The following is a 23,300-nucleotide window of genomic DNA, read 5'->3' as shown; positions in this document are numbered from 1 at the left end:
TGGAGTTGCGCGGCGGGCGGCCGATCTGGTGCTCACCGACGACGAGTGTCGACGCTGGTGGTGGCGGTCGAGGAGGGCGCCGCGGCTACGACATTGTCCGCCGGTCCTGCCACTGTCCGTACTGGCATCCGCACGCCTTGCTGCGGTGGCCCTCTACGTGCCTTTCCTGTGCTCGGTGCTGGAGACCGAGCCCCTGCTCCGGGCGGCGGTCGCCATGGCGGCCGGGGCAGGCCCGGCCGGTTTCGCGCAGCCCTGCTGGTGACCCGGCCGTGAGCGAGGAAACCTGTCGTCTCCTCCGGACGAACGGCTCCCTGAATGGGGACCACTCGGTCCTGCTGCCTCGGCGTCCATGTGCGTACGGTGCAGGTATGAGCTCCTGCTGCAGCCGACGGCTGCTGCCACGCGCAGGCAGATCAGTGGAGGAGTCATGACATCTGCCAGTGAAGTACTCCCGATCATGTTCGGAGTCGACCCCGTGGAACCGGCGAATGCGGCCCTGGCCTGGGCAGCCGACGAAGCCGCCCGCCGTGGAGCGCCCCTCCAGCTGATTAACGCCGTCCTGCCGGTGACTCACCGTGTACGCGGCGTCGAGGAGACCGCGCACCACAAGGCCTTGCGTCAGCTGGGGGACGAGGCGCTCGACAAGGCGATCGTCCGTGCCCATGAGCGGCAACCCGGCCTTGAGGTGACGACTTTCATCACGGAAGCCGATCCGGCCCAGGCCTTGGTACGGCACTCCGCGCACGCGCGGCTGGTGGTCCTCGGCTCGCGTCGGCTTGGCCGACTGGCGGAAGTGCTCAATGCTGCTTCCGCGGCGGTCCCGGTGAGCGCGCACGCCGCCTGTCCGGTGGTCGTCGTGCCGGAAGCCGAGCGCGACGTGGAGGAGCCGCCGTACCTGGTGGTGGGGGTGGACGGCAGCCGGTCGGCCGATGCCGCGTTGGAACACGCCTTGGAGGCCGCCGCCTTGCGTGGTGCCTCCGTGCGTGCCGTGTGGGTGTGGCAGCGGCCTCTACTGGGCTTTCTCGATGAGCAGGCGGCGCTCGAGTCGTGCCACAGGCAACTGCACGAAGCCACGGCGGGGCGGTCCCGCGCCTATCGGGATGTTTCGCTGAGCCATGCCGTGTTGCCGGGACATCCTGTTGAGGTACTGGCCGAGGCCGCCGAGCATGCGCTCGCCGTGGTCGTCGGGCGCCGCGGCCGGGAGGGCTTCACCGGCATGCGGTTGGGCTCCGTTCCGCATGGTCTGCTGCACAGGGCCGTCTGCCCTGTCGTCACCGTGCCCCCGCCGGCCGACGAGGGGCTCTGAGTTCGGACCGGATCGGTCCGGGACCAGAGCCTCGGCGACCCGCTGCGGGCTGATTTCCAAGCGCGGGTCCAGATCCCCCTTGGTGAGCGGGCCGTCAAGGAGAGCGCGGACGGTGAGCTGCCTCTGCTCACGGAGCCAGGCCTGCAGGTCGGGCACCGCGTTGAGCGCACGGCCGAGGGCCTGCGCCCGCTCGATGGTGGGCTCGCCCGCCAGGTCGGCGAGGGCGGCGAAGGGGGCGGGGAGCCCGGCTCTTCGACGTCACTACCAACGCAGCCGTTCCGCTCAGTACGCGGAGCATCCTCCTCTTCGCTGCCACGCCCGCCGACGGCATCACACGCACCCTCCACGGCAACGCCTCGGCAGCGGCGCTCTACCAGGTGGCGGGGCCCGCAACGATTCGAGTCGAGGCGCTGAAACACGTCGACAGCGGAACCACGACCGCCGAGGCCGTCTGGGCCTTGAACTTCCGCTTCAAGAAGGTGTCCGACTGATGGCCGGCACCAGCGGCAGCCTCTCGCCCGTCCCGGCCCTGCCGGTCGTGGGCTGTGGCCTTACTGGCGACGGCACGGCCGGTATGCCGATCACTGCAAACCCGGTTGCGGGACAGGCCGCATGGGCTGACATCTGGGACTGCGAGGACGCGACGTACTCAACCGGTATCGAGCGCAGCGCCTCCTTGAGTGCTGCGCGGTCCCGCTTGTGGGCGGCCCGCTGAGGGGCGGGCCCGCGCGGTCTACGCGGCCAGCACCAGCGCCGTAAGGGACGGCGATGGCGAAGAGTCGGTGCGCACCATCGAGATTCACGACATCCGCACCACCGGCAGGTGCGCATCACGTACATGGATGAGCCGATTCCCTCGGAAGACCGCAGGAAAGCGCCGGGCCTGGCAGACTGTGCGCCACCTGGGGGGGAGATTGTCGTGCCGGATGAGCTGACCGTCAGCCGGATACTCGGGGACCAGCCGTTCGCCGAGATCGGCCGGCCCGTGTGGGCGGTGACCGACGAGCGTCACGGCTGTGTCATCGCGGCCGGTGACCTCGGGCACGTCATGTGGCGTGGTACGGGCCACTGGCTCGGCTACCGGATCGGCGTGTACGAGGCCGGCACCCTCCGTCCGCGCCACGTCGTCGCCTCCCGCTACTCCGTATGTGCCATCGAGCCTCACCCCGAGCTGCCGCTCGTCGCCGTCGGCACCGGCCGCTACGACGGCTCGTGGGACTTTCAGGGACAGATGCTCCTGCTGCACCTGGAGACCGGGCGCGTGACGAACCTGCTGAGCAAGAGCCGCCAAGTGCGCCACCTGCGCTGGCTGGAGGACGGCAGGCTCGCGATGCTGCTCTCCCCCGAGGACAAGGACGGCGGCTTCCGCAAGGGCTTCGAGCTGGCCGTCGCGGTGGACGACTGGCTGTCTGCTCCGGCCGGTCTGGTCGACCCCGACGACACACGCCATCCGATGGTCGAGAGCGGGCTCCTTTACGACCCGCGTGTGGAGAACACCCTCGCGCGGCTGACAGAGGGCCGGTGGCGGCGGCGGGCGGAGGTGCGGGACCTCGCGGTGCTGGCCGACGGCCGGGTGCTCGCCACCGGCTGGCACACGGACCTCGAATGCTGGGATCCGTCGGGCGCGCTGAGGTGGGCTCTTCCTGCGGACGGGGAGGGGAGCGTCCGGGTCGAGGCGGCCCCTGACGACGAGTCGGCGTGGGTGACGTACCGGGGCTACCGGCGCGACGAGGTGACGGGTCGCCCGGTTGACCGCGCGACCACTGTTCGGCGGATATCGACGGCGGACGGCGATGCGGTGGATCGCGTGGATGTGCCGTCGGTCCCCGCACTGTGCGCCGCGGACGAAGGCTGGCTTGCCCTGCGCCCGCAAGGGCGCGACGCACACGCCGCGCTGCTGCTCGCCCCCACGCACCAGGAGGCGGCACGCCTCGGCCTCGTCCCCAGCCGCTCCAACTCCCCGGCGCTGCGCGTCAGACACAGCGCCCGTCTGCTGTATGTGGACGGCCCCGGCCCGGACGACGACGCGCCGTGGATCCACGCGATCGATCCTCCAGGCGCCCACGGCCCCGCCACTCTCCGCGCCCTCTTCCCCTTGCGCTGGGACCCGGCGTCCGCACTCCAGCCCTGGTACGGCCCCGCCGTCGAGCTGACACACACCCTCGTCCACGCGGGCCGGTCGTACGAACAGGGCGCCACCTACGTGGAAGCCCGCGAGGGCACGTACGTCGTGAGCCGCCGGCTGCCGGACGGAGAGGCACGCTGGGTGTACGGCACCGACAAACCGCTCGCCGATCTCGACGGCGACGAGCGGAGGGTGTACGTCGTGTATCTCACCGGTGAGGTGGAGACCCTGGACGCGGCGACGGGCGAGGTGCGAGCCCGGCACACCCTGCGCGCGCACGGCCACCCGGTCACGCCGGTGTCCGCCGCGTACCGGGCGGAGCAACAGCGGCTGGTCGTGGGGACGGTGGACGGGCGGATCCTGGACTGCTCGGTCCCGGGTTGACCGGATCGGTAGAAACCGCCCGCCACTACGATGTGCCAACTGCCGGCGGAGGTCTCCTCAAGAGGCTTCAACGGACGACCGAAGGGTGAGGGGGCCAGCTGGCTGCATCGGACGAGCCACCAGTCAGTGCCCCTCCGCGCGGCCACGATCCGCAATACCCACTGCCAGCGAAATTTTGCCGTCATCGGTCTGAGCTGTCCAGATGGAGGGGGGAGGGCGGCTTGGACCAGGGTGGTGATCCGGCTGGTCGAGCACCGAAGCTTCCGAAGGAGCCGCCAGGACTTGAGGGTGGCCACGGCCTGCTCGACGAGTGCGCGGATCTTCGCGCGGGACCGGTTCACGGCCTTCTGATCAGTGGAAAGGGTCTCCCACTGTCCCCAGCAGGGGGTGCGGACCGTGCCGCCTGCGCCTCGATAGGCCTTGTCTCCCCAGCACTTGATGTCGGCTGCGGTGAGGGGCGTCGTGACCCTCGGGCGCATCCGTCTGACACGTGACCGCGGTGGCGATGACCGGGCGGGAGCAGAGCTTGAGGCAACCTTCCCAGACGCTCCTGCCCCCACGACTCTCGTCGTTCCTAACCATCTGAGTGAGTCAGCCAGGTTGGCGATCACCGATCTCGACCCGACAGACGAAGCGGGTTCGCGGCGCGACCCTGTACTGGTACGAGAGGGCGAGGACATGGATTTCAGAGCGCGAGTTGGAAGCCGATGAGTCCCTGCGTGGCTGGGTGATTCGCTACACCTGGGCAGGGGCTGAAGGTGAGGGCACGCTTTCGCGGCTCACCTATGAACGTGCTTCTTCCTGGGAGGAAGTACGTTACTGCGTCAGTCGGGGGCTCCAGAATCCTCCCGCCGGCGCCGCGCTCAACCAGGTGCACGTACGCCGGGCCTACGAGGATGACTGGGGCGATACGTTCTGGACTCGGGGGTCGCGCTAGCAGCAGTGGCTTCGCCCCGACGCAGCCCAGGTCAAAAGGTTCTCAACGGAGGGCCTACCACTCCACCTCCCACTTGCGACTGCAACGACACCACGACGATGCTCGTTCGGCAAGGCATACGGCCTCCTCGGTGTGCGTGCTCCTCGGGCAGGTGCTCGGAACAATGGGCCAAAGGACCGGTCGTTCGGGGCACATGGGTCACGTACGTCGAGAGTGACTGCCTGCCAGGGGTTCGCGACAGATGGCGGCACCGCGCCCGGCCTGGAGGCCACCGCTCGGCACCGGTGTCATCCCGCCAGGCGTCGGAAATGCGCCAAAGGATCCGGAGGGTGGCGGTCCGGGTGACACCCGGAGGGCACTGGTTCATCATCTGTCCCTGACGCTCCAACTGCCCTTCCTGCAAAGGAGATTCACGTGCGACCCCATCGCCCTGCCTATCTTGATCGGCGAAGATCTCGTTCGCGAATCGCCTTAGGCGCGGCCTTCGCAGCCGCCGCCCTCACCCTGAGCGGCCTCCAGGCGATACCCGCCGCGGGCGCTCCGGCGGGGACCGCGGCAGGCGCTGCGGAGGCCGCTGCGGAGGCCCGTACAGCCGCCTGCGCCGACGGCGGCGATCAGGGACCGCGCTGCGTCGTGCTGAAGACCGCACTCGACACGGCGCCTGCCAAGGGCAAGAAGACCACCCTGACCGTGACGCTCGACGCCCGCATCGACATCCCCGGGGCCAAGTTCGAGATCGACCTTCCGGCGGCCCTGCGCTTCACCAAGGCGCCGGAAGGCTTCGACGTCGCCCGCCGCGCCTCCGCCCGGCCCGACAACGGCGGATCGGTCAGTCGGGCCACCCGTACCCTTGACCTCAAGGCCGACCGGACCCTCACCTTCACCGCCCCCGTCACCGCCGCCGCCACCGGCGACCTGGTGGTCCGGGCCCGCGTGCTGCCGCCCAAGGGGTACGGCGCCGGTATCGAGGACCCGGCCCTGGTCACCGTCGGCGCGGACGAGGCCTCGTCCCGCCTCGGTCTCAAGTCCGGGACGTACACCGCCGCCCCGGTGCCCGACGGCACCACAGTCGAACCGCTGACCGGCCGCCCCACCTCCAAGATCCCCGCCAAGGGTCTGGCCAAGCCGCACAGCGACGACGCCGCCACGAGCACAGCGAAGTCGCTCGCCGGCGCCCTCTCCTGCGTGCGCGGCTCCTTCGTCTACCACGACGAGGACGGCATCTCGAGGCCGTCCGCCAACCTCCAGGTGCAGGTCTGGGACGAGGACCCCGCGAACAGCGACGACCTGCTCACCGTCGGCCTGACCGACGGCAACGGCGCGTACCGGCTCTGCTTCGACAACGGCACGGACGCGCGGGGCGGACAGGACCTCTACCTCAAGTTCGTGACGCAGAACGGGCAGTGGGGCGTGGAGCGGGACGACGACGATGTCTACGAGTTCCGTACGGCGAACTTCGAGGACCGGGGCGACGGCACCACCACCAACCTCGGCGTCCAGACGGCCACCGACGAGCGGCTGCACGGCGCCCTGCGCGCCTACGACTTCGTCAACACCGCCTCCGAGTGGACGCCCGGCGACTGCTGGGACGAGCGTGACTGGGACTGCCGCCGCACCGACATCAACTGGCACCCGGACGACGACCCGGGCGGCGCCTTCTACCGGCCGAGCGAGGACGAGATCTACCTCCCGCCGCAGGACGCCGACGACCGCAACGTCGTGGTCCACGAGATGGGGCACGCGGTGATGGACGACACGTACGAGGAGGACAACTTCGACTCGCACTGTCCCTCCCCACACATCATCACGGGCACCAGTCACGTGAACTGCGCCTGGTCGGAAGGGTTCGCCGACTGGTACGGCGTCGCGGTGTTCGGCGACCCGGTGTACCGGGACCGCACGGACACCAACAACGACGCCAGCGGTTTCACTGTCGACTTCGAGAAGCACACCTGGGAAACTGGCGGCTGGGACGACGGGGACGCCGTCGAGGGCCGCGTGGCCGGTGCCCTGTGGGACCTGGTCGACACCGGTACAGAAGGCTGGGACGCGTACGGCGAAGGTCTCTCCCCGGTGTGGAACACCTTCCTCGACCACCGGGTGACGACCTTCCGCGAGTACTGGGACGCGCGCGTGGCGGACAGCCGTGAGACGGGCGCCCCCGCCCTTGGCAGCCTCTTCCAGAGCACCATCGACTACGGCTACCGCAACCCGCTGACCAGCCATCAGTCGCAGACCCGGCCCACTCCTGATCCGGCCCACAACTACCGGTTCGACACCACCAAGGTGTTCTGGTCCGTGGTGGCGCTCCGCCCGCCCACGACCGCCGACTACGACCTGCGGCTCTACGACGACGAGGCGCAGAACAACCTGCTGACCACCAGCGTGGCCGGATCGGGAGCCACGGACTTCGTGGCGATCAACTCCAACCAGCGCCCGACGGGCGACTACTACCCGCGGGTGTCCCTCATCTCCGGCAGCGGCGACTACCAGATCGAGGCCGACGAGACGGAAGGCATCTTCAGCGGCTCGCCCACGGTCACCATGGGTACCGACCGGCTGGCCGCCGTCTGGGACATCTGCCTGCTGAACGGCGAGAAGGCGACCTACACCGTCACTCCCTCGGGCACGGACCAGGACGCAGAAATCTTCGTCCTGGACGCCGACCGCAGCAGCGGCGACAACGTCGTGACCCGCCTCGGCGCCACCGCGACCGGCGACGCGGGCGGCCCCGGCGCACCGGAGTCCGTCGCCGTCGACCTGCCGTCCGGCTGCCACGGCCTGGTGGTCGTGAACAAGGCCGGCAACGGCACGTACACCCTCACCAAGTCATGACCCCCGCCCTGCCGGGTCCCCGGCCCCGTACTCCCGTACGCGGCCGGGGACCCGGCAGGCGGAACCGGTCCACGCCGTCGCGTCGTCCCAGGGGTATGCGTGATCACTTGGCCCCGGTCGCCGGCGCGACGGCTCTCCTCCTGACCGCCGCCGCCCTGACGGCCTGCGGGTCGACGGGCGAGGACGACGCGGCACCTGCACGGCCGACGGGTCGAAGCGATCTCGTGGCCTCAGTCCGGACCATCCCCGGTACCCCTTCCCCACCCGTGCGCGCGGCCCTGCCGGACCTCGCGCTGTACGGGGACCGCAGCGTCATCGTTCCCGGACGCCCGGCGGGTTCACTGCTCACGGCGACCGTACGACGGGTCACCGACGCGAAGGCGGACGCCCTCTACGCCGACGTACACGCGACGGCACACACCGCACCGACCGAGCCGGACGCCGTCGACGGCCCCTCGCTCGCCCTGACGGTCGCGGACCGTGCCTATCAACTGCCCATGCCGAAAGACGAGTTGAGCGACCTCCGGGAACGAGTCGACCCGTCCCGCTGGCCCGCGAACGTCTTCCTGGGCCCCGCCCGCCCCTACCGGGCCTCCCGCCTCGCCGTGTTCGCCCGCCCCTGGCCGGACGCCTCCACCGCGACCCGCCCCTGGTCCCTCGGAAACCCGTCGACGGGCACCGAGACCCCGGAGGGCACCTGCACGATTCTCACCGGTGCCCGCCTCACCCGCGCCGAGCGCCTGGCCACCGAGGCCGGGCCCGGGGTGGTGTGGACGTACGCCGGTACGCGCCTCCAGCTCACGCTGCGGCCCCTGTTGCCGCATGAGCGGGGGTGTGGGGATTTGGAGGCCGCGGACTGAGCCTGCGGGGCTCGTAAAGTCATCGCCGCAGGTCGGGACGGTAGAGCGTTCTCGGCTGGGACCATGTCGGCGTGATCATCTCGATGCTGTACAAGGTGGCCCGCAGACTGCTGTCCGTCCCCCGGGGTGCTGCTGCGCCGCGACACCGATAAGGAAGCCGAGTTGCTCGTCCTCCGGCATGAGAATGTGGTGCTGCGCTGTCAGCTCGCCCGCCCGGTCCGTTACGAGCCAGCGGACCGGTTCTGGTTGGCTGTACTCTCCAGCCTGATACCCCGTCGCCGCTGGTACGAGGTCTTCGCGGTTACTCCCGGGACCCTGTTGGCCTGGCATCGCAGGTTCATCGCGGCTAAGTGGGACTACAGCGCCCGGCGCGCCCGCACCGGACGGCCGCCGACCAAGGCAGCGCTCAAGAAGCTGATCCTGCAGCTCGCTCGAGAGAACGCACAGTGGGGGCACCGGCGGATCCAAGGCGAGCCGGCCCGACTCGGACACCCCATTGCCGCATCCACGGTATGGAAGATCCTCCACGCGGCGGGCATCGACCCGGCCCCACGCCGCGCCGGCCCGACCTGGCGGGAGTTCCTCACGAACCAGGCCCGGGGCATCATCGCCGTCGACTTCTTGCATATCGACACTCTCCTCGGCAGACGCCTGTACGCGATGGCGTTCCTCGAACACGGCACCCGGCGCCTACACATCGCCGGCATCACCGCCCACCCCACCCGCGAGTGGGCAGTGCAACAGGCGCGGAACCTGACCGCCGACCTCTGCACGCGCATGGAACCCCTGCACTTCCTCCTACGTGACCGCGACGGCAAGTACGGCCAGTCCTTCGACGCCGTCTTCGAGGCCGAGGAGATGGAGATCCTCAAGAGTGCACCGCGAGCTCCTCGGATGAACGCCCACTGTGAGCGGGTGATCGGCACCATCCGGCGTGAGGCCCTTGACCATGTCCTCATCATGAACGAGGCCCACGCCCGGCACGTCCTGGCCGCCTACGAGCGGCACTACAACGAGCACCGCCCCCACCGAGCACGCAACCAACTACCTCCGGGCGCCGACCAGCACCCCATCACCATGCACGACCTCGAAGTCCGCAGACTCCTGCGCACCCGCATCCTCGGCGGCGCCATTAACGAGTACCGCTATGCGGCTTGACCTGCAGCGACGACTTCCCGAGCCCCACAGGTAGGTGGGCGGAACGGAATGACATTCGCGACGGCCGGTGTAGGCCGCGGTGGGCCACCACCGCCGACGGCCGCAAGGCGTGCCTGACGACGGCGTTTCCAGGCCTGCCGAAGAAGCTGCGCGCGTGCAAGGGGGGACAGAGGGGGCAATTGTGGCGAAAGAGTCTGGTCGGGTGGCTGCGGCGGCTCGATCCCAATCAGTCCGGGACCGGGCTGGCCGGTCGGTGCACCCGGCCTGACCGGACCGACGGGCTGAGCCCCTTGTCGGGGATGAAAAAAAGATTGATCCGTATTCTCCTGCCGTGTCGATCCGCTGCCGCCTCGTTCGACCTTGGAGTGAGAGGGTTCAGAGGCGACCCGATATCAAGGAGTTCGAAGATGGCGAAGTACATGCTGATCATGCGAGGCACGGACGAATCCGTTGCGAAGATGATGGAGACGCCCTTCGAGCAGATGCTCGAGACGGTGGGTCGCTTCAATGAGGAGATGATCCGGGCCGGCGTGCTCGTCGCTGCCGAGGGCCTGGATGACCCGGCCCAGGGCGTGGTGCTCGACTTCAGCGGCGAGACGCCAGTGGTCACCGACGGCCCGTACGGCGAGACGAAGGAGCTGTTCGGCGGCTTCTACGTGATCGACGTGGCTTCGAAGGAGGAGGCGGTCGAGTGGGCCAAGCGACTCCCGGCGGTTGCCGGTTCGAAGTGCGAGATCCGCCGCGTGCCGGGCATCGACGAGTTCCCGCAGGACAACGAGTGGATCATCAAGGAGCGGGCGTGGCGCGAGCGGACCGGCCAGCTCTGACACCTGCGGCCACCGGCGGCCCGCTGAGCACCGAATCGGTGCGGCGGGCCGTCGAGGCCGTCTGGCGGATCGAGTCCGCACGGATCATCGGTGCGCTCGCCCGCTTCACCGGGGACTTCGACCTCGCCGAGGACGTCGCGCAGGAGGCGGTGGCGGAGGCGCTCGTCACCTGGGCGCGCGACGGTGAGCCGGCGAACCCGGTGAACTGGCTGCTCGTGACCGCGCGGCGGCGCGCCATCGACAGCTTCCGCCGACGGTCGGCACTCGACGAGCGGTACGCCATGCTCGCCGGCCAGCTAGCCGAGGGCGAGGCGAACTCGGGCGCGGCAGCCCCGAGGGGCCGGTCGGACGACCTGCCGTGGGATCCCGACCGGGTCGACGACGACGTTCTCGCGCTGATGCTTGTGGCCTGCCACCCGGTGCTCTCGCCGGAGGCCCGCGTGGCCCTGACGCTGCGCGTGGTCGGCGGCCTGGCGAGCGAGGAAATCGCCCGGGCATTCCTCGTGCCCGTGTCGACGGTTCAGGCACGGATCACGCGGGCGAAGAAGACGATCGCCGCGGCGGGAGTGCCGTTCGAGCTGCCGCCGGCCGAGGAACGGCGCGAGCGGCTCGGCGGTCTCCTGAGCGTGCTCTACGTGATCTTCACGGAAGGCTCGACGGCGACGACCGGTGACCACCTGCTTCGTCCCGATCTCGCGTACGAGGCGATCCGGCTGGCCCGGATGCTGGCCGCCTTGCTGCCCGATGAGCCGGAGGTGCACGGGCTGCTTGCCCTGTTCGAGCTCACGGCCGCGCGCTTTCCCGCACGCACCGGGCCCGATGGCGAGGCGGTGCTCCTGGAGGATCAGGACCGGCGCCTGTGGGACCGGTCGGCGATCCGTCGCGGTCTGGCCGCGATCGGCAGAGCCTCGGCTGTCGGGCGCGGCCTTGGCCCGTACGGACTGCAGGCAGCAATAGCCGCCTGCCACGCGTCGGCATCCTCGGTTCCGGAGACCGACTGGGAGCGTGTCGTGCTCCTTTATGAGGCGCTCGGTCGTGTGGCTCCGTCACCCGTGGTCGAGCTCAACCGGGCTGTCGCTGTCGCGATGGCGAATGGACCACAGCGGGCGCTGTCTATTGTGGATGAACTGGTCGCTTCCGGCCGCCTGTCGGGGTCGTACCTGCTCCCGAGCGTGCGCGGCGAGCTACTTGTCCGGCTCGGCCGGACCGCTGAGGCACAGGTCGAGCTGGAGCTCGCCGCCCGACTGTGCCGCAACGTCCGTGAGCGGTCGGTGCTGCTGCGCAAGGCGGCTGCGCTGGCGTGATATGGGGCCGCCTCCGTCCGGGCAGGTGCACAGGGGTGCCAGCGGCTGGCGCACCCGGCCAGCGATGTACTCGCGCAACGCCAGCTCGAGGTCATCGAAGTGACGGACCTTCAGCAGCGCCCGTATCTCCCGGGCATGCTCGCGCTGGGTCGGCAACCGCTCCCGGTACAGCTTCAGACACGAGGGGTCCCCGATCTCCGTCTGCTCGGCGACGAAGTCCGCCACCCGAGTCTCCAGCTGCCGGACCCGCTCGTCCGGATCAGCGGACGCTACCGCCGCCCCTGGTCGGGCGGCCGGCCTCGCAGCCGCGGCGGTGACGCCACGGCGTTCGCGGTCCCGCAGCACCCACTCGCGCAGGGTCGCCCGGTTGACGCCGAGGTCAGCGGCGATGCTCTTGTAGGTCGCCCCGGGTGTGGACTCGTACAGGGCCACGGCATCGGCCTTGAACTCGTCCGAGTAGTCCTTCATCGCCATCGGCGGTCTTCTCGCTTCCTCCGGATCAAACAGATCCAGTATCAGCGTGTCCACCACTCAGGGGGAGGCCCCTCCACCCCGTTGTTCTTGCCACCTGTGATCTGTCCACGCCATCGGGATGAGCTACCACTTTCGTCTCTTCCGTCTCTCGATCCGCCCTCCGCAGTGCGCGCGGGGAGGATGAACCGGGAGCTGGACCGTGAGGTGGAAGCTTCGGCGTACCGACTAACTGGAGTATGCGCGAAGATCGGCCTACCGGGCCAACTTCGATGCTCAGGCGGGCCAGACCTAAAGCTCACGGACGAAGCTGGCCGCTTAGGACTCCTAACACAATGAGCTATCGGGAATGGTTGTCTGCCAGAGAGACGTGGGGGTGGGGTGCGTGACGGCTCGTGGCCGACCCGACCTGCGACGGTTACTGCGCAGGAGAACTACACGCATGCTGTTCGGTGCCGTTCTCTGATCCCGTTGAGCAGTTCGGGACGGGGACCGCGGAGGTGGGCGGGTGCCAGGTGAGAATCCAGCCGGCGGTAAGCGCCGCCGCGCCGCCTGCCAGGGCGATTGCGCCGCCTGTTCCGATGCCTGCGGCCACCGAGCCGAAGCAGGACGGCCCGACGCCCTGCAGCGTCATGTTGCCGGAGCCGAGCAGACCGAAGGCCTGGCCCTGGCCATCCTGCGGCAGGGCGTCCAGGAACGGCCTTTGCAGGCCGAGACCGTAGGCGAATCCGAAGCCGCAGAGCAGCAGCAGACAGGACGAGACGCCCACTCCGGGCTCGGCGGCGAAGCCGACCAGCGGCAGTCCCATCAGCGCAATCAGCGGGATCACCAGTCGCTCCCGGGTGGGTGGCCGTAGCAGTCGGCCCACCAGCAGGTCGCCGACAAGCATGCCGATCGGCAGACAGCCCATCAGCACCGCGTACCAGCCGGGCGCGAAGTGGCGTCCTCCCGCATAGGCGACGATCAGGCCTTCCGCGCCCGCTACGAACGCGGACGGTAGCCACTGGGCCAGCATCAGTCGTCGCACCGTGCGTCCGCGCAACAGCAGGCCGGCAGCGTGCAGGCTTGCCCGGACGGCCCCGCCATCGCCCCGAGCGCTGCCGGGTGTGCCGCCGAACTCTCCCAGCTGCAGCCGGGGTAGCCGGATGCGGATAGCGAACGCGCAGCAGAGGTAGAGGGCGGCGCTTACCGCGAGCGCCCGGTGCGGGCCGAGTACCGCGACGACCGCACCTCCCAGCGCCAGACCGAACAATTGCGCGCCGGAGGAGGCGATGTTGTTCAGTGAACGGCCCAGTACATAGGCGTCGCCCTCCAGCCACTGCGCGACCAGCCGACTCGACGCGCCGCTGAACACCGGTGTGGCGAGGGCGACCAGCCCCACGACACCGAGGCTTGCCGCGATCGGCATCCGCACCAGAGCGAGCAGCAGGGCGGCGGCGCACTCCAAGGCGTAGCCGCCGGCGATGAGCGCACGGGGCGGCAGTTGGTCGGCCAGTGAGCCCAGCAGCAGCGAGCCGAACAACTGCGGGAGAAAGCCGATGCCGAAGGCCAGTGCGCTCAACAGCGCGGAGCCGGTGGCCGCGAAGACCAGCACCGAGAACGTGGTGATCCGCAGTGAGCCCGCAGTGATCGCGACGGTGCGGGTCGAAAAGAGCAGCCGGAATCGCGGCTCGGCCAGCACCTCCCGGTAGGTGGCACGGTGGTTGCCCTGCGCGGGTTCGGCGGTTGGGGTCATGACGCTCAGCCTCGCCGTGCGCCCACGCCACTCACCAATGATTCGTCGCTGGACGAATCGAAACAGACGTCCCGCGGTAGCATGGCAGGGTGCTCCGCTTCGAAGTCTCCGTCGAGGACCTGCTGCGCAGCCGCTTCGCACTGTCGCCCGCGATGGACCTCTGCTTGCTGCTACGCTCGCTCGCCGGCCAAAACCGGCCGCTGCCGCGAGCTTGGGCCACCCGGCTCATGCCGGCCTTTGAACGGCTTCGCCGCGAGACCGAACTGAACGCCGCCCTCGCCCTGCACACCCCGCAAGGCGGACCGAACTTCGTCGCCCCGCCCCCGCGCGGCCTCAACCAGACCTGGGTAGACGACCTGGCCATGATCCGGGCCACACCGCTGGAAGCGGCCCGCCACGAATTCGCCGCCACCGCGACCGGCCCGTCCGCCCGTGATCCCCGCGTACGCGCAGTGCTGGACTCGACGGACGCCGTCTCCAGGATCGCCGAGGCGATGGACCAGGCGTGGCACGAGCTGCTCGCCACGGACTGGCCGCAACTGCGCGCGATCTGTGAGCGCGATGTCGTGCACCGGGTGGGTGTGATCGGCGAACACGGATGGGCCACGACCATCGAGAGCCTGCACCCGAGCATCGCCTGGCGCGCCGGCGGTATCGAGCTCGGCTTCTTCCCCCGAGTCGGAACAGTCCGCCTCGCCGGCGACGGGCTACTGCTGATCCCTTCGGTCTTCGTCGGGAATATCGCCGCCCACCTGGAAGACCCCTGGCCCAGGACCTTGGTCTATCCTGCCCGCGGCACCGCCGCCCTGTGGGGCGAACAGGAGACCGTCCCCCAACCGGACGCGCTGACCGCTCTGGTCGGCCGGGCCCGAGCCCGGCTGCTGTTGGCGCTGGACGCCCCGGCCAGTACCAGCCACCTCGCCCGAAGCCTCGCCATGGCACCCGGCGCGGTAGGAGACCACCTCGCCATCCTGCGAGGCGCGGGGCTGCTCGTCCGCGCCCGGTCCGGACGGTCGGTGCTCTACCGCCGCACCCCGCTCGGCGAGGCACTGATCGGCGGTTCGGGCTGAGGGCTCAGATCAGCACTGCTTTTTGAGGCGCCGCCAGCAGATGATTGCGCAGCCGAGGGTGAGGAAGGCCTGGTGGATGTCGGCGCGGATTTCCCAGCGGATACGCAGCCGGCGAAACCAGCGCAGAAGTGCGAAGGCCGCTTCGACGACCCAGCGGTTCTTGCCCAGGCCGCTTCCGTGCTCGGTGCCGCGCCGGGCGATGAGCGGGCGGATGCCCAGCTCACGGACCTGGCGACGGTAGATGTTGTGGTCGTAACCGCGGTCGGCGTAGAGGACGTCGGGGCGCTGACGGGGACGTCCGCGCTTGCCGCGGATGGGCGGTACGGCGTGGATCAGGGGCAGGAGTTGGGTGACGTCGTTGCGGTTGCCACCGGTCACGGTGGCGGCCAGGGGTATGCCGTGGGCGTCGACAATGACGTGGTGCTTGCTGCCCGTCTTGCCCCGGTCCACTGGCGAGGGCCCAGTGGCGTCTCCGCCCTTCAGGGCCCGCAGATGGGAGCCGTCGACGGAGGCTCGGGACAGGTCCAAGGCGTCGCCAGCTCGGAGTTCGGCGAGCAGGAGTTCGTGCAACTGCTGCCACACGCCAGCCTCCTTCCAGTCGCGCAGCCGACGCCAGCAGGTCATCCCGGAGCCGAAGCCCAGCTCCTGCGGTGCGGCAGGAACTCCCACCGGATCCCCGTGTACCGCACGAACAGGATCCCGCACATGGCTCTGCGCTGGTCAAGCCGTTTGCGACCGGGGTAGCGGTAGCGCCGCTCCACTACCGGGAGCAGCGGTTCAATCCGCTCCCACAGCCCGTCCTCGACTTCCCACGGCTTGCGCTTCACCGCCCCAGAAGCCGTCGCACACCCCCGCACCCCGCCCGATACCGATACGAGGAAAACACAAGCTGACAGACAGTCATTCCCGGTAGCTCATTGTGTTAGGAGTCCTTAAGGGGCGCGTGCGGTTCCTGCGAAGGGCGTTAGCTATTCAGCGGCGATCGCTTCACGCAGGCAGCCGTCGCAGACGGATTCGCCGTCCGTCGGCGCGAACGGCTTTCCGCAGCGGACGCACTCCTCCATCCCGGAGAAGGTCTCGCCGCAGCGGAAGCACAGGTCGACCGGGTTCCTCGGGGCGGCCGCAGTGAGCACCTCACGTACCAAGGCCTCGACGTCGCAGGCTGGACACCAAACCGGATCCAGTTCGCTGCGGACCGCCGACCACTCGGTGCGGTCAAGGACCTCGTATGCGTATGCCAGCGCGATGTCGTCGGGCCCGCGTCGGTAGTGGCAGTACAAGCAGTAGGCACCCTCCTCGTCCCCGACGACCAAGGCGCACTGGTCGCAGTTCCAGCACTGGACGGTACGGGACTTCACGGGGTCGAGGTCGGGGCGCAGCCGCCGCATCCGCGCCGCGACGTAGCCGCGGATCTCGTCGAGCCCTTCGCGGATACGTGCCAGAGACTCAGCCGTCTCCCCGTCCGGCGGGGTCGAGGCGGGGCAACAGCTCGGAGTCCACGAAGTGGATCAGGAACTCCAACACGTCTGCGGCCTTCGCTTCGATCACGTACCGGTTGACCTTGGCGTCGTGCAGGCGGCCGTAGTGCTGAAGCTGGTGGCGGAGGCTGGCCAGTTGCTTGGGGTCCTTGTCCTCCTTCAAGCTGATGGTGACGCCCGCAAGGTTGACGAGGCGAGTGATCGTCTGATCTACGGTGCAGGTGGTCAGGCTGCCGTCGTCCAGGTCGCTGCGCATTGCGTCGCCGGGGCTCTTGAACACTAGGCTCCAGTGCTCAAGCTCCAACCGGTACTTCAGCAGGCACTCGACGGCGGCCTGCAGGTGCACCACGGCGTATTTCAGCTCCCGGCGGCCCACCTCCTCGCCGCGTAGGTGATCGACCACGCTGACCAGGTAGTCCAGGCCATTGTCCACCGGCGGGTAGTGCACCTCGTCTGTCAAGCCCTTGCCGCCCGTCGTCGGTGCGGCCTGCTCGGCTGGCACCGCGCCCCCCTTCTCGTCCGTCATCGTGGGCGTGCTCTCCTCTCGGTTCCGCCTACCAAGAGGTGACGGGATATCACGTCGTCCGCCGCAGAGGTTTCATAGGGCTGGTACCCACGAATGACAGTGGGCTACGACGTGGGTCGTTTCGGCGATATGACAACAGGCGTGGGGACACGACGGAATTGTCCATCAGAGGAGGAGAGCCTTGACCTCGCTGAGCTGACCTTCGGCGAGTTGAGGAACAGGGAACATCGCCCGTCTCCTCCGGTGTCACCCGCGGAGCATATGGCCCGTGACTCCCGGACGGGCGCTCAGCGCCTCGTCTCGTACCTGGTCAGGATCACGCCGCCGGGAAACGTCCGCGTCTCCACTAGGCTTAGGTTCACCCAGTTGTCCAGCGCGGTGAAGAACGGCGAGCCGCTGCCCACCAGGACCGGCGCGGTGGCCAGCACGTACTCGTCAATCAGCCCGGCCCGCATGGCCGCCCCGGCGAGCGTCGCGCCGCCGATGTCCATCGGGCCGCCGTCCTCGGCCTTGAGCCGGGTGATCTCGGCGACCGCGTCGCCGGTGACCAGGCGGGTGTTCCAGTCGACCTTGTCGATCGTCGAGGAGAACACCACCTTCGACATGTCCCGCCAGCGGCGCGCGAACTCGATCTCCGCCGGGGTGGCGTTGGGCTGCTGGTCGCCGGTCGGCCAGTAGGAGCTCATCGTCTGCCACAGCTTGCGCCCGTACAGCGACAGGTCGGTCGCCTGCAACTGGTCGGACCAAAACTGGAACAGGTCGTCGCTCGGCACGCTCCAGCCGATGTCGTCGCCGGGCGCGGCGATGTAGCCGTCCAGGGTCAGGTTCATGCCGTAGATCAGTTTCCGCATGGCGCCAGCCTTCCGTGAGTCGGTCTCACGCGTACAGACCGGCGCGGCGCGGGAAACTCATCGGTGCGCGATCTGAGCTCGCATGTAGTCCTCGTGCTCGGTGGCTCAGCCGCAGACTCATCGTTCCGCCGAGGAAATGGCATCGATCTGAGACTGATCTTGGGTGACATCGCGGTGAGACAACAGAGAACCAGCAGGTCACAGAAGATCGACATGTCATCGGCGGCGAGACCCTACAGATCTGCTCCGTACCCAGGCCGTACCAGCCCTCGCCTCCGTAGGCGACGCTCAGCCGCGGATCCTCGCCCGCGCACCAGGTGAGCCGGTTCCGGTCACCTTGGTAGATGATGTAGGGGGCGGTCGCGAGGCAGGCCGGGCGCGCGCTCGGCAATGGGGGACCATCCCTGCGGGTGCGGGGAGCAGTCCAACGTGGCGGCCAGCCGGTTCAACGCGTCGGGACCACCCCCCCGGGTGCGGGGAGCAGCCGCGCGGAGGACCTGCGCACAGTGGTCATCAGCCTGCGCCCGTGGTGGGACCATCCCCGCGGGTGCGGGGAGCAAGGTGCACTCCGTGATGTACGTACGGCGGCCGAGGGACCATCCCCGCGGGTGCGGGGAGCAGCGAGCTGGAAGAGACCAAGAGGCGCGGCCCGTAGGACCATCCCCGCGGGTGCGGGGAGCAGCCGCTGACGAACCTACTGCGCGCGGCCATCGAAGGACCATCCCCGCGGGTGCGGGGAGCAGACTGCGTGACCTGCGCCTTTATCGCGACGACACGCAGTTTTCACATACTTTCACCGAGTCCGGCATAACAGGCATAACGCCCCTGTTTCTTCCGTTTAGATGTCCGGTGGGCGGCAGTGCAAAGTGATCATCGTAGATCCTGTCTGCCTGCTGTCAGGGAGTTACTCTCGGGTCAGAAGAAGATTTCTTGAGTTTTCGTCATATAGGCATTCTGGGACTGGGTTTGCCTGTATTCATCTGGCATGACGGGTGAGGGGATGTCCCGCTCGGGCCTGCGGGGCAGGCTCGACGGGCCGGTGCTGACGGTATGGGCGAAGCACGACAGGGATTCCGACGGGTGGCTGCCGTTGTGGCGGCACATGGAGGACAGCGCCGCTGTGGCCGGTCTGCTGTGGGACACGTGGCTGCCCGCGAGCGTACGGAAGTTGATCGCCTCGGCGCTGCCCGGCGGTGAGCAGGACGCACGGCGGCTTGCCGTGTGGCTGGCGGGGGTGCACGACATCGGGAAGGCGACGCCCGCTTTCGCCTGTCAGGTCGACCAGCTCGCGGACCTTATGCGTGAGCAGGGGCTGGAGATGCGCTCGGCGCGGGCCATCGGGCCGGACCGCAGGGTCGCGCCGCACGGGCTGGCCGGGCAGGCGCTGCTGGGGGAGTGGCTGAAGGAACGGCACGGCTGGACGGTGAAGCAGACCGGACAGGTCACGGTCGTCGTGGGAGGACACCCATGGGTGCCAGATGGGCCATGCGACCCGTCCGGCAGGTCGGACCGACAGAAGAAGGAACGACCATTCGATGTCGTCGACCCTGCCGACATCGACCTGGCCCACCCCCTCACTGTGGTCTTGAAAGATGCCTGGGACCAGCAATGCCGGTGAGTTAGCGCGTCGGTGCAGGTCAGGTGGGGTGCTTGGTGACTTTGAGTGTGTAGCGGACGTTACTGGGAGTGCGGGTCTGGTCCCGTTTTCTGACCTCGAAGGTGTTCTTGGACGGCTTCTTGATGCGCTGGCACTGCCGGTTGCGCCGGGGCGGCAGGAGGGCGGCCAAGAGCTCTGTGGTGGCTTCGCGGCGGGCGGCGGCCAGTGTGGTGACGTCGGCTGCGGCCTGGGCGGCGACGGCCAGCCGGGCGAGCTGCACCGTGACGGTGAAGGAGATCCGGTCAGGATCGGTCCCGCCGTGTTCTGCCGCGCGCGTCTGCAGTGCGCATAGTGCCTGGTAGACGGTGAGAAGGGCGTAGATCTCCTGGTAGATCAGCTCGGGCGCCTTGGAGCGCAGGATGAATCCGGCGCCGCGCAGGCGGTTCTTGAGTTCCGCGAATCCGTTTTCGATCTCCCACCGCTGGTGATATGCCCTCGCCAGCTGGTGGGCCGGGGCGAGGCGGTGGTCCAGCAGGCTGGTGACCAGCCGGAACGTCTCGGTGCGGGGTGGGCCGGCCTGTGGGTGGATGGTCACGGTGTACTCGATGATCCGTACCAGGTGTCCCCGGGGCGGCTCGGTCAGGGTGCGTCCGGCCGCGCGGGCCTGACCGTGGCGGATGTTCTCCGCGGGCGTGCGCATGATGGACAGGTAGGACCCGTCGGACAGCACCCGCAGCGGCACGAAGACCAGGTTCTTCTTGATCCGCCAGGCCAGGTGGGCGCCGGTGGCGCGGGCCAGGCCCCACAGCTGGTATCCGGCGAAGTTGCGGTCGGCCAGCAGCAGCATGTCCCCTCGCAGGGAGGCCAGCAGCCGGCGGGCGAGCTTGTGCTCGCTGAACCTGGCCACGGCGTCGAAGGCCGCGTCGACCAGGGCGTGGGTGCCGCATTCGGTCAGGGCCATCAGGCGGACCTGTGGGTGTCCGCTCTGGTTGACACCACCCTTGCCGGTGAAACCGAACTCAGCAGCGTTTGCCGGGGTGTCGGGGACATCCAGCGCGGTGCCGTCCCAGGCGACCAGCCGCAGCCCGAAGGCGAACGCGCCCGGAGTGACGGTCGTGGCCAGCGTGCCGCACCGCCGCTCGAACAGCGCCTGCAGCGGCTTGTCGCCCAGCCGCTGCCGGGCCCGTGTCAGGGCCGAGCTGGTGGGCAAGCGCTGCACACACAGGCCTGGCAGATGCCGCAGCTTCTCCGTCAACGTGCGCAGGACCGACCGGTATCCCGGCGGCCCGGCACTGTCGGAGCTGCTGAACAGGCACAACGCCAGGATGAAGTAGACCACCGCCCGGGCGGGCAACAGCCGGCGGCGACGCTCGCCGCAGCCGGTCAACTCCACGACCTCGTCAACCAGTTCAGGGCTGATCTCCTCGGTCAACACGCCGAGACGGACGTGCTCGCCAAAGCGCCGGTCCGTGGGGGTCACCAGCCTGTTCAACGGGGCCTGGCTGCCCTCGGTGATGGCAGACGACATGCGGACGATGGCACACTGAGTACCCAACGGAGTTCCCTCGCGGACAGTCGGATCTTGGTCGATCTTCTGTCCTACCGGGAACTCCGTTGCCGTGTCCCGGCCTCCGCCGACACGTCACCAGAAGTGACGGATCACGCAACGTCACCAGGGGATATTCCCAACCAAACCCCGCACTATCAAGTGCCTGACCTGCACCGACGCGCTAACTCACCGGCATTGCTGGGACCAGCCACGTTCTCTTCCTGTGACCGTGGAGCACGACGGATCACTTCAGACAGCGCTTTCCTTGGCTGCAGAAGTGCCATCCGGCCTCGACCCGGCCAAGCATCGCTGGCAGGTTACGCTCACCGCCCCCAATCACCCCCTCCCGCCACTCACCGTCCTGGGATTGCCCAACGTCACCGCATCAGGCCAGAACCCTTGGGAAACCTTCGAGGCAATCCGGACCCGGGGCTACGCCATCGGACGCCAGGAGTGCCTACCGGGCTGGGACTCCGTGGCGGCACCGGCTCTCTGGGGCAACACGACACTCGGCGTCGTCCTGCTCCTCAAACCTCTGAGCGATATCCCCAACGACATCACCGACTACATCGACCAGGTCCTCGGTGCCGCCCAGCTGATCAGCCTGGCGGCCACCCAGGGCGGCCGGAACCCCCAGCTCGTCGCCTGACCACGAGAAAGCACAGACATACCGTGACCTTCATTGCCCACGTCCCAGCGGTGGACGATGCCCACGCTCTGATCGCCGACCTCGCAGCTGCCAGCCTCCACTACCTGGACGGGCTCGGCGCCCACCTTGCCCCCTTCCGACTCGCCCTCGACCCAGAACACAAGGAGGTCTGGTGGGTCGCGCCCGAGGGGGAGGCGTGGGCGGTGGAGACAACAACACCTGGCCAGTGCCTCGACCTCATCAGCAAGCGAGCCGACTCGACCTGGGCATCGGAGCCGCTGGCGCGTGCTGACTACCAGCGCATCCTCGATGTGCTCCTTCCGCCGACGAAGCTGTGCAGCGGGTGATGCGGCCCCGCGCTGAGTAGAACAACTGAGTTAGCACCTCGTCCGGGCCACAGCCACTCGGCCGCTCCCTCGCGGTGGGGTCATACCCGAGTCGGCGGTTCGTTCAGGGCCAGGTGGCGATGATTGCTCGGTGCGGATCAATCAACACCGGTGCTATGCACGCCCGGCGCTGTTGTAGGGCTGGAACGAGGCGGCGGGGTGATCGAGCGGCAGAGCGGGGTTCCACGCTGTCAGGCACTGGCTGCTGGGGACGAACAGCGGTTGCGGAAGCGCGTCCAGGGGCCAGAACCGCCAGGCGCCGATGGCCTTTTCCCGCTCGTGCGGGACGCCGCTCCAGGTGGTGACCAGGACGGGGACCGTAAGCCGGACCACGTCGCCCACGCGGTCGAGGAGCGTGCCGAGCACCTGCACGTCGCCGGGATCCGCCTGGAGGCCGGCTTCCTCGGCGAGTTCGCGCACCGCGGCCTCGGCGAACGTCTCGCCGGGCTCCACGGAACCGCCTGCCAGCTCGTAGGTGCCGCGTCGGTGGCGGCCCAGCAGGACACCGTCGGGGCCGTGCACGATCACGCCGACCCCGAGCGCCGTGTTCGGCGGGGGAGGCGCGGTCGTACGGGGACGGCTCGGGACCCGCTCCGGCCGGCGGGCCATGTACAGCCGGTACGAGAGGGCGTTGTCCGACTGCGGGGCGTCGATCGCCGTGACCGAGTCGAGGATGAGGCCGTGCTCGACGAGGAGGTCCTCCCACAGCTGCGGCGTGAGGACCCACATGTGCACGGAGTGCTCCTCGGTGGTGCCGGGCAGCCGCAGAACCTCAGGCCGTGCGACCACGGAGGCCGAGGGGGCGGCGCCGTGGGAGTTGGTGTGCAGCGCGCTGAACACGAAGCGCCCACCGGGCCGGAGCCCGTCGGCCAGCGCGGGCAGGAGCCGGCGCGGGTCCGTGAAGGGCACGCCGCTGACCGAGTAGATCAGGTCGTACGGGTCGGTGTCGCTCAAGTGGGCAACGGCGTCGGCGCAGACCAGGCGGAGGCTGGGTGTGTCGGGGTAGCGGGCGGCGGCGCGCTGGTGCTGGGTGGGAGAGGAATCCACGGCGGTGACCGACGCGCCCAGTGCGGCCACGCGGGCGGCGTGCCGGCCGAGCCTGCTGCCGAGGTCGAGCACGCGCAGCCCCTTCACCGAAGACCTCGATGCCGGGGCCGGCCTCCGGTACGTCCCAGACCCACCCGTCCAGCTCCGGCAATTCGATGTCTCTGGCGAGCTGGTGGGCGCCGTACATGGTCCAGGTGCCCACGTT

The 23,300-nt window shown here is 69.0% G+C and carries 18 protein-coding genes and 3 pseudogenes; 11 read left to right on the top strand and 10 right to left on the bottom strand.

Translation table 11 applies throughout. The features are described 5' to 3' along the window. Window positions 1–427: 427 nt before the first annotated feature. Window positions 428–1,306: a universal stress protein gene (locus OHA03_RS45760; RefSeq protein WP_267009861.1), complete on the top strand. Its 879-nt coding sequence runs from the start codon at window positions 428–430 to the stop codon at window positions 1,304–1,306. A gap of 919 nt (window positions 1,307–2,225) precedes the next feature. Further along, window positions 2,226–3,815, top strand: a complete 1,590-nt coding sequence (locus OHA03_RS45755) for a hypothetical protein (protein ID WP_267009860.1) — start codon at window positions 2,226–2,228, stop codon at window positions 3,813–3,815. 181 nt (window positions 3,816–3,996) lie between these two features. On the opposite strand, the pseudogene OHA03_RS45750 reads toward OHA03_RS45755, so the two are convergent. Continuing rightward, window positions 3,997–4,270: pseudogene (locus OHA03_RS45750) on the bottom strand (transposase family protein); the annotation flags it as partial. Between the two features lie 1,115 nt (window positions 4,271–5,385). Between OHA03_RS45750 and OHA03_RS45745 the strand changes: the two are divergent. From OHA03_RS45745 to OHA03_RS45725, 5 genes and pseudogenes are all read left to right on the top strand, one after another. Then, window positions 5,386–7,587, top strand: coding sequence for a hypothetical protein (locus OHA03_RS45745; RefSeq protein ID WP_267009859.1), 2,202 nt, complete (start codon window positions 5,386–5,388; stop codon window positions 7,585–7,587). Window positions 7,588–7,682: 95 nt separating this feature from the next. Continuing rightward, window positions 7,683–8,447 carry a hypothetical protein gene (locus OHA03_RS45740; protein ID WP_267009858.1) on the top strand — a complete coding sequence of 255 codons (765 nt, stop codon included), beginning with the start codon at window positions 7,683–7,685 and terminating at the stop codon, window positions 8,445–8,447. Between the two features lie 71 nt (window positions 8,448–8,518). Continuing rightward, a pseudogene (locus OHA03_RS45735) lies at window positions 8,519–9,605 on the top strand (integrase core domain-containing protein). A gap of 407 nt (window positions 9,606–10,012) precedes the next feature. Continuing rightward, window positions 10,013–10,432 carry a YciI family protein gene (locus OHA03_RS45730; RefSeq protein WP_267009857.1) on the top strand — a complete coding sequence of 140 codons (420 nt, stop codon included), beginning with the start codon at window positions 10,013–10,015 and terminating at the stop codon, window positions 10,430–10,432. Then, a complete protein-coding gene (locus OHA03_RS45725) occupies window positions 10,405–11,736 on the top strand; it encodes an RNA polymerase sigma factor (RefSeq protein ID WP_267009856.1) in 1,332 nt (443 codons plus the stop codon). Before OHA03_RS45730 ends, OHA03_RS45725 begins: the two co-directional genes overlap by 28 nt. Here OHA03_RS45725 and OHA03_RS45720 read toward each other — a convergent pair. The 3 genes and pseudogenes from OHA03_RS45720 to OHA03_RS45710 form a co-directional block, all read right to left on the bottom strand. After that, window positions 11,617–11,961 carry a DUF4158 domain-containing protein gene (locus tag OHA03_RS45720; protein WP_267009958.1) on the bottom strand — a complete coding sequence of 115 codons (345 nt, stop codon included), beginning with the start codon at window positions 11,959–11,961 and terminating at the stop codon, window positions 11,617–11,619. The genes OHA03_RS45725 and OHA03_RS45720 overlap by 120 nt on opposite strands. Window positions 11,962–11,970: 9 nt before the next feature. Continuing rightward, window positions 11,971–12,210, bottom strand: a pseudogene (locus tag OHA03_RS45715) (transposase); the annotation flags it as partial. A gap of 415 nt (window positions 12,211–12,625) precedes the next feature. Further along, window positions 12,626–13,942, bottom strand: a complete 1,317-nt coding sequence (locus OHA03_RS45710; protein WP_267009855.1) for an MFS transporter — start codon at window positions 13,940–13,942, stop codon at window positions 12,626–12,628. An 89-nt stretch (window positions 13,943–14,031) separates the two neighbouring features. Here OHA03_RS45710 and OHA03_RS45705 point away from each other — a divergent pair, with 89 nt between their 5' ends. Beyond that, window positions 14,032–15,012, top strand: a complete 981-nt coding sequence (locus tag OHA03_RS45705; RefSeq protein WP_267009854.1) for a winged helix-turn-helix domain-containing protein — start codon at window positions 14,032–14,034, stop codon at window positions 15,010–15,012. A 9-nt stretch (window positions 15,013–15,021) separates the two neighbouring features. On the opposite strand, the gene OHA03_RS45700 is transcribed toward OHA03_RS45705, so the two are convergent. The 4 genes from OHA03_RS45700 to OHA03_RS45685 all read right to left on the bottom strand — a co-directional run bounded on the left by OHA03_RS45700 (window position 15,022) and on the right by OHA03_RS45685 (window position 17,867). Then, window positions 15,022–15,839 (bottom strand): IS5 family transposase gene (locus OHA03_RS45700; RefSeq protein WP_267009853.1). Its coding sequence is split into 2 segments (ribosomal slippage): window positions 15,022–15,663 and window positions 15,666–15,839, totalling 816 coding nucleotides; the frame shifts between segments, so codons are not numbered across the junction. A 141-nt stretch (window positions 15,840–15,980) separates the two neighbouring features. Continuing rightward, window positions 15,981–16,370, bottom strand: a complete 390-nt coding sequence (locus OHA03_RS45695; RefSeq protein WP_267009852.1) for a hypothetical protein — start codon at window positions 16,368–16,370, stop codon at window positions 15,981–15,983. Between the two features lie 88 nt (window positions 16,371–16,458). After that, on the bottom strand, window positions 16,459–17,016 hold the full coding sequence (locus tag OHA03_RS45690) for a hypothetical protein (protein WP_267009851.1): 558 nt from the start codon (window positions 17,014–17,016) through the stop codon (window positions 16,459–16,461). 287 nt (window positions 17,017–17,303) lie between these two features. Beyond that, entirely contained in the window at window positions 17,304–17,867 is a 564-nt protein-coding gene (locus OHA03_RS45685) for a dihydrofolate reductase family protein (protein WP_267009850.1), read from the bottom strand. Between the two features lie 1,000 nt (window positions 17,868–18,867). On the opposite strand from OHA03_RS45685, the gene OHA03_RS45680 reads away from it, so the two are divergent. After that, window positions 18,868–19,485, top strand: a complete 618-nt coding sequence (locus tag OHA03_RS45680) for a CRISPR-associated endonuclease Cas3'' (protein WP_267009957.1) — start codon at window positions 18,868–18,870, stop codon at window positions 19,483–19,485. A gap of 19 nt (window positions 19,486–19,504) precedes the next feature. Here OHA03_RS45680 and OHA03_RS45675 read toward each other — a convergent pair whose 3' ends face one another. Next, complete coding sequence (locus OHA03_RS45675; protein WP_267000869.1) at window positions 19,505–20,992, bottom strand: IS4 family transposase; 1,488 nt, start codon at window positions 20,990–20,992, stop codon at window positions 19,505–19,507. Between the two features lie 388 nt (window positions 20,993–21,380). Here OHA03_RS45675 and OHA03_RS45670 point away from each other — a divergent pair, with 388 nt between their 5' ends. After that, a complete protein-coding gene (locus OHA03_RS45670) occupies window positions 21,381–21,662 on the top strand; it encodes a hypothetical protein (RefSeq protein ID WP_267009849.1) in 282 nt (93 codons plus the stop codon). Window positions 21,663–21,685: 23 nt separating this feature from the next. After that, the gene (locus OHA03_RS45665; RefSeq protein WP_267009848.1) at window positions 21,686–22,009 is read left to right on the top strand and encodes a hypothetical protein; all 324 of its coding nucleotides are present in this window, start codon (window positions 21,686–21,688) and stop codon (window positions 22,007–22,009) included. A 153-nt stretch (window positions 22,010–22,162) separates the two neighbouring features. Here the strand turns inward: OHA03_RS45665 and OHA03_RS45660 are convergent, their stop codons facing one another. Next, the gene (locus tag OHA03_RS45660) at window positions 22,163–23,182 is read right to left on the bottom strand and encodes a bifunctional class I SAM-dependent methyltransferase/NUDIX hydrolase (RefSeq protein WP_267009847.1); all 1,020 of its coding nucleotides are present in this window, start codon (window positions 23,180–23,182) and stop codon (window positions 22,163–22,165) included. Between the last annotated feature and the right edge of the window lie 118 nt (window positions 23,183–23,300).

This window comes from Streptomyces sp. NBC_00154 (genome assembly GCF_026342835.1).
In the GTDB taxonomy this organism is placed as follows: domain Bacteria; phylum Actinomycetota; class Actinomycetes; order Streptomycetales; family Streptomycetaceae; genus Streptomyces.
The sequence above is the reverse complement of the archived record's forward strand: the minus strand, read 5'-3'. Positions and strand labels throughout refer to the sequence as shown.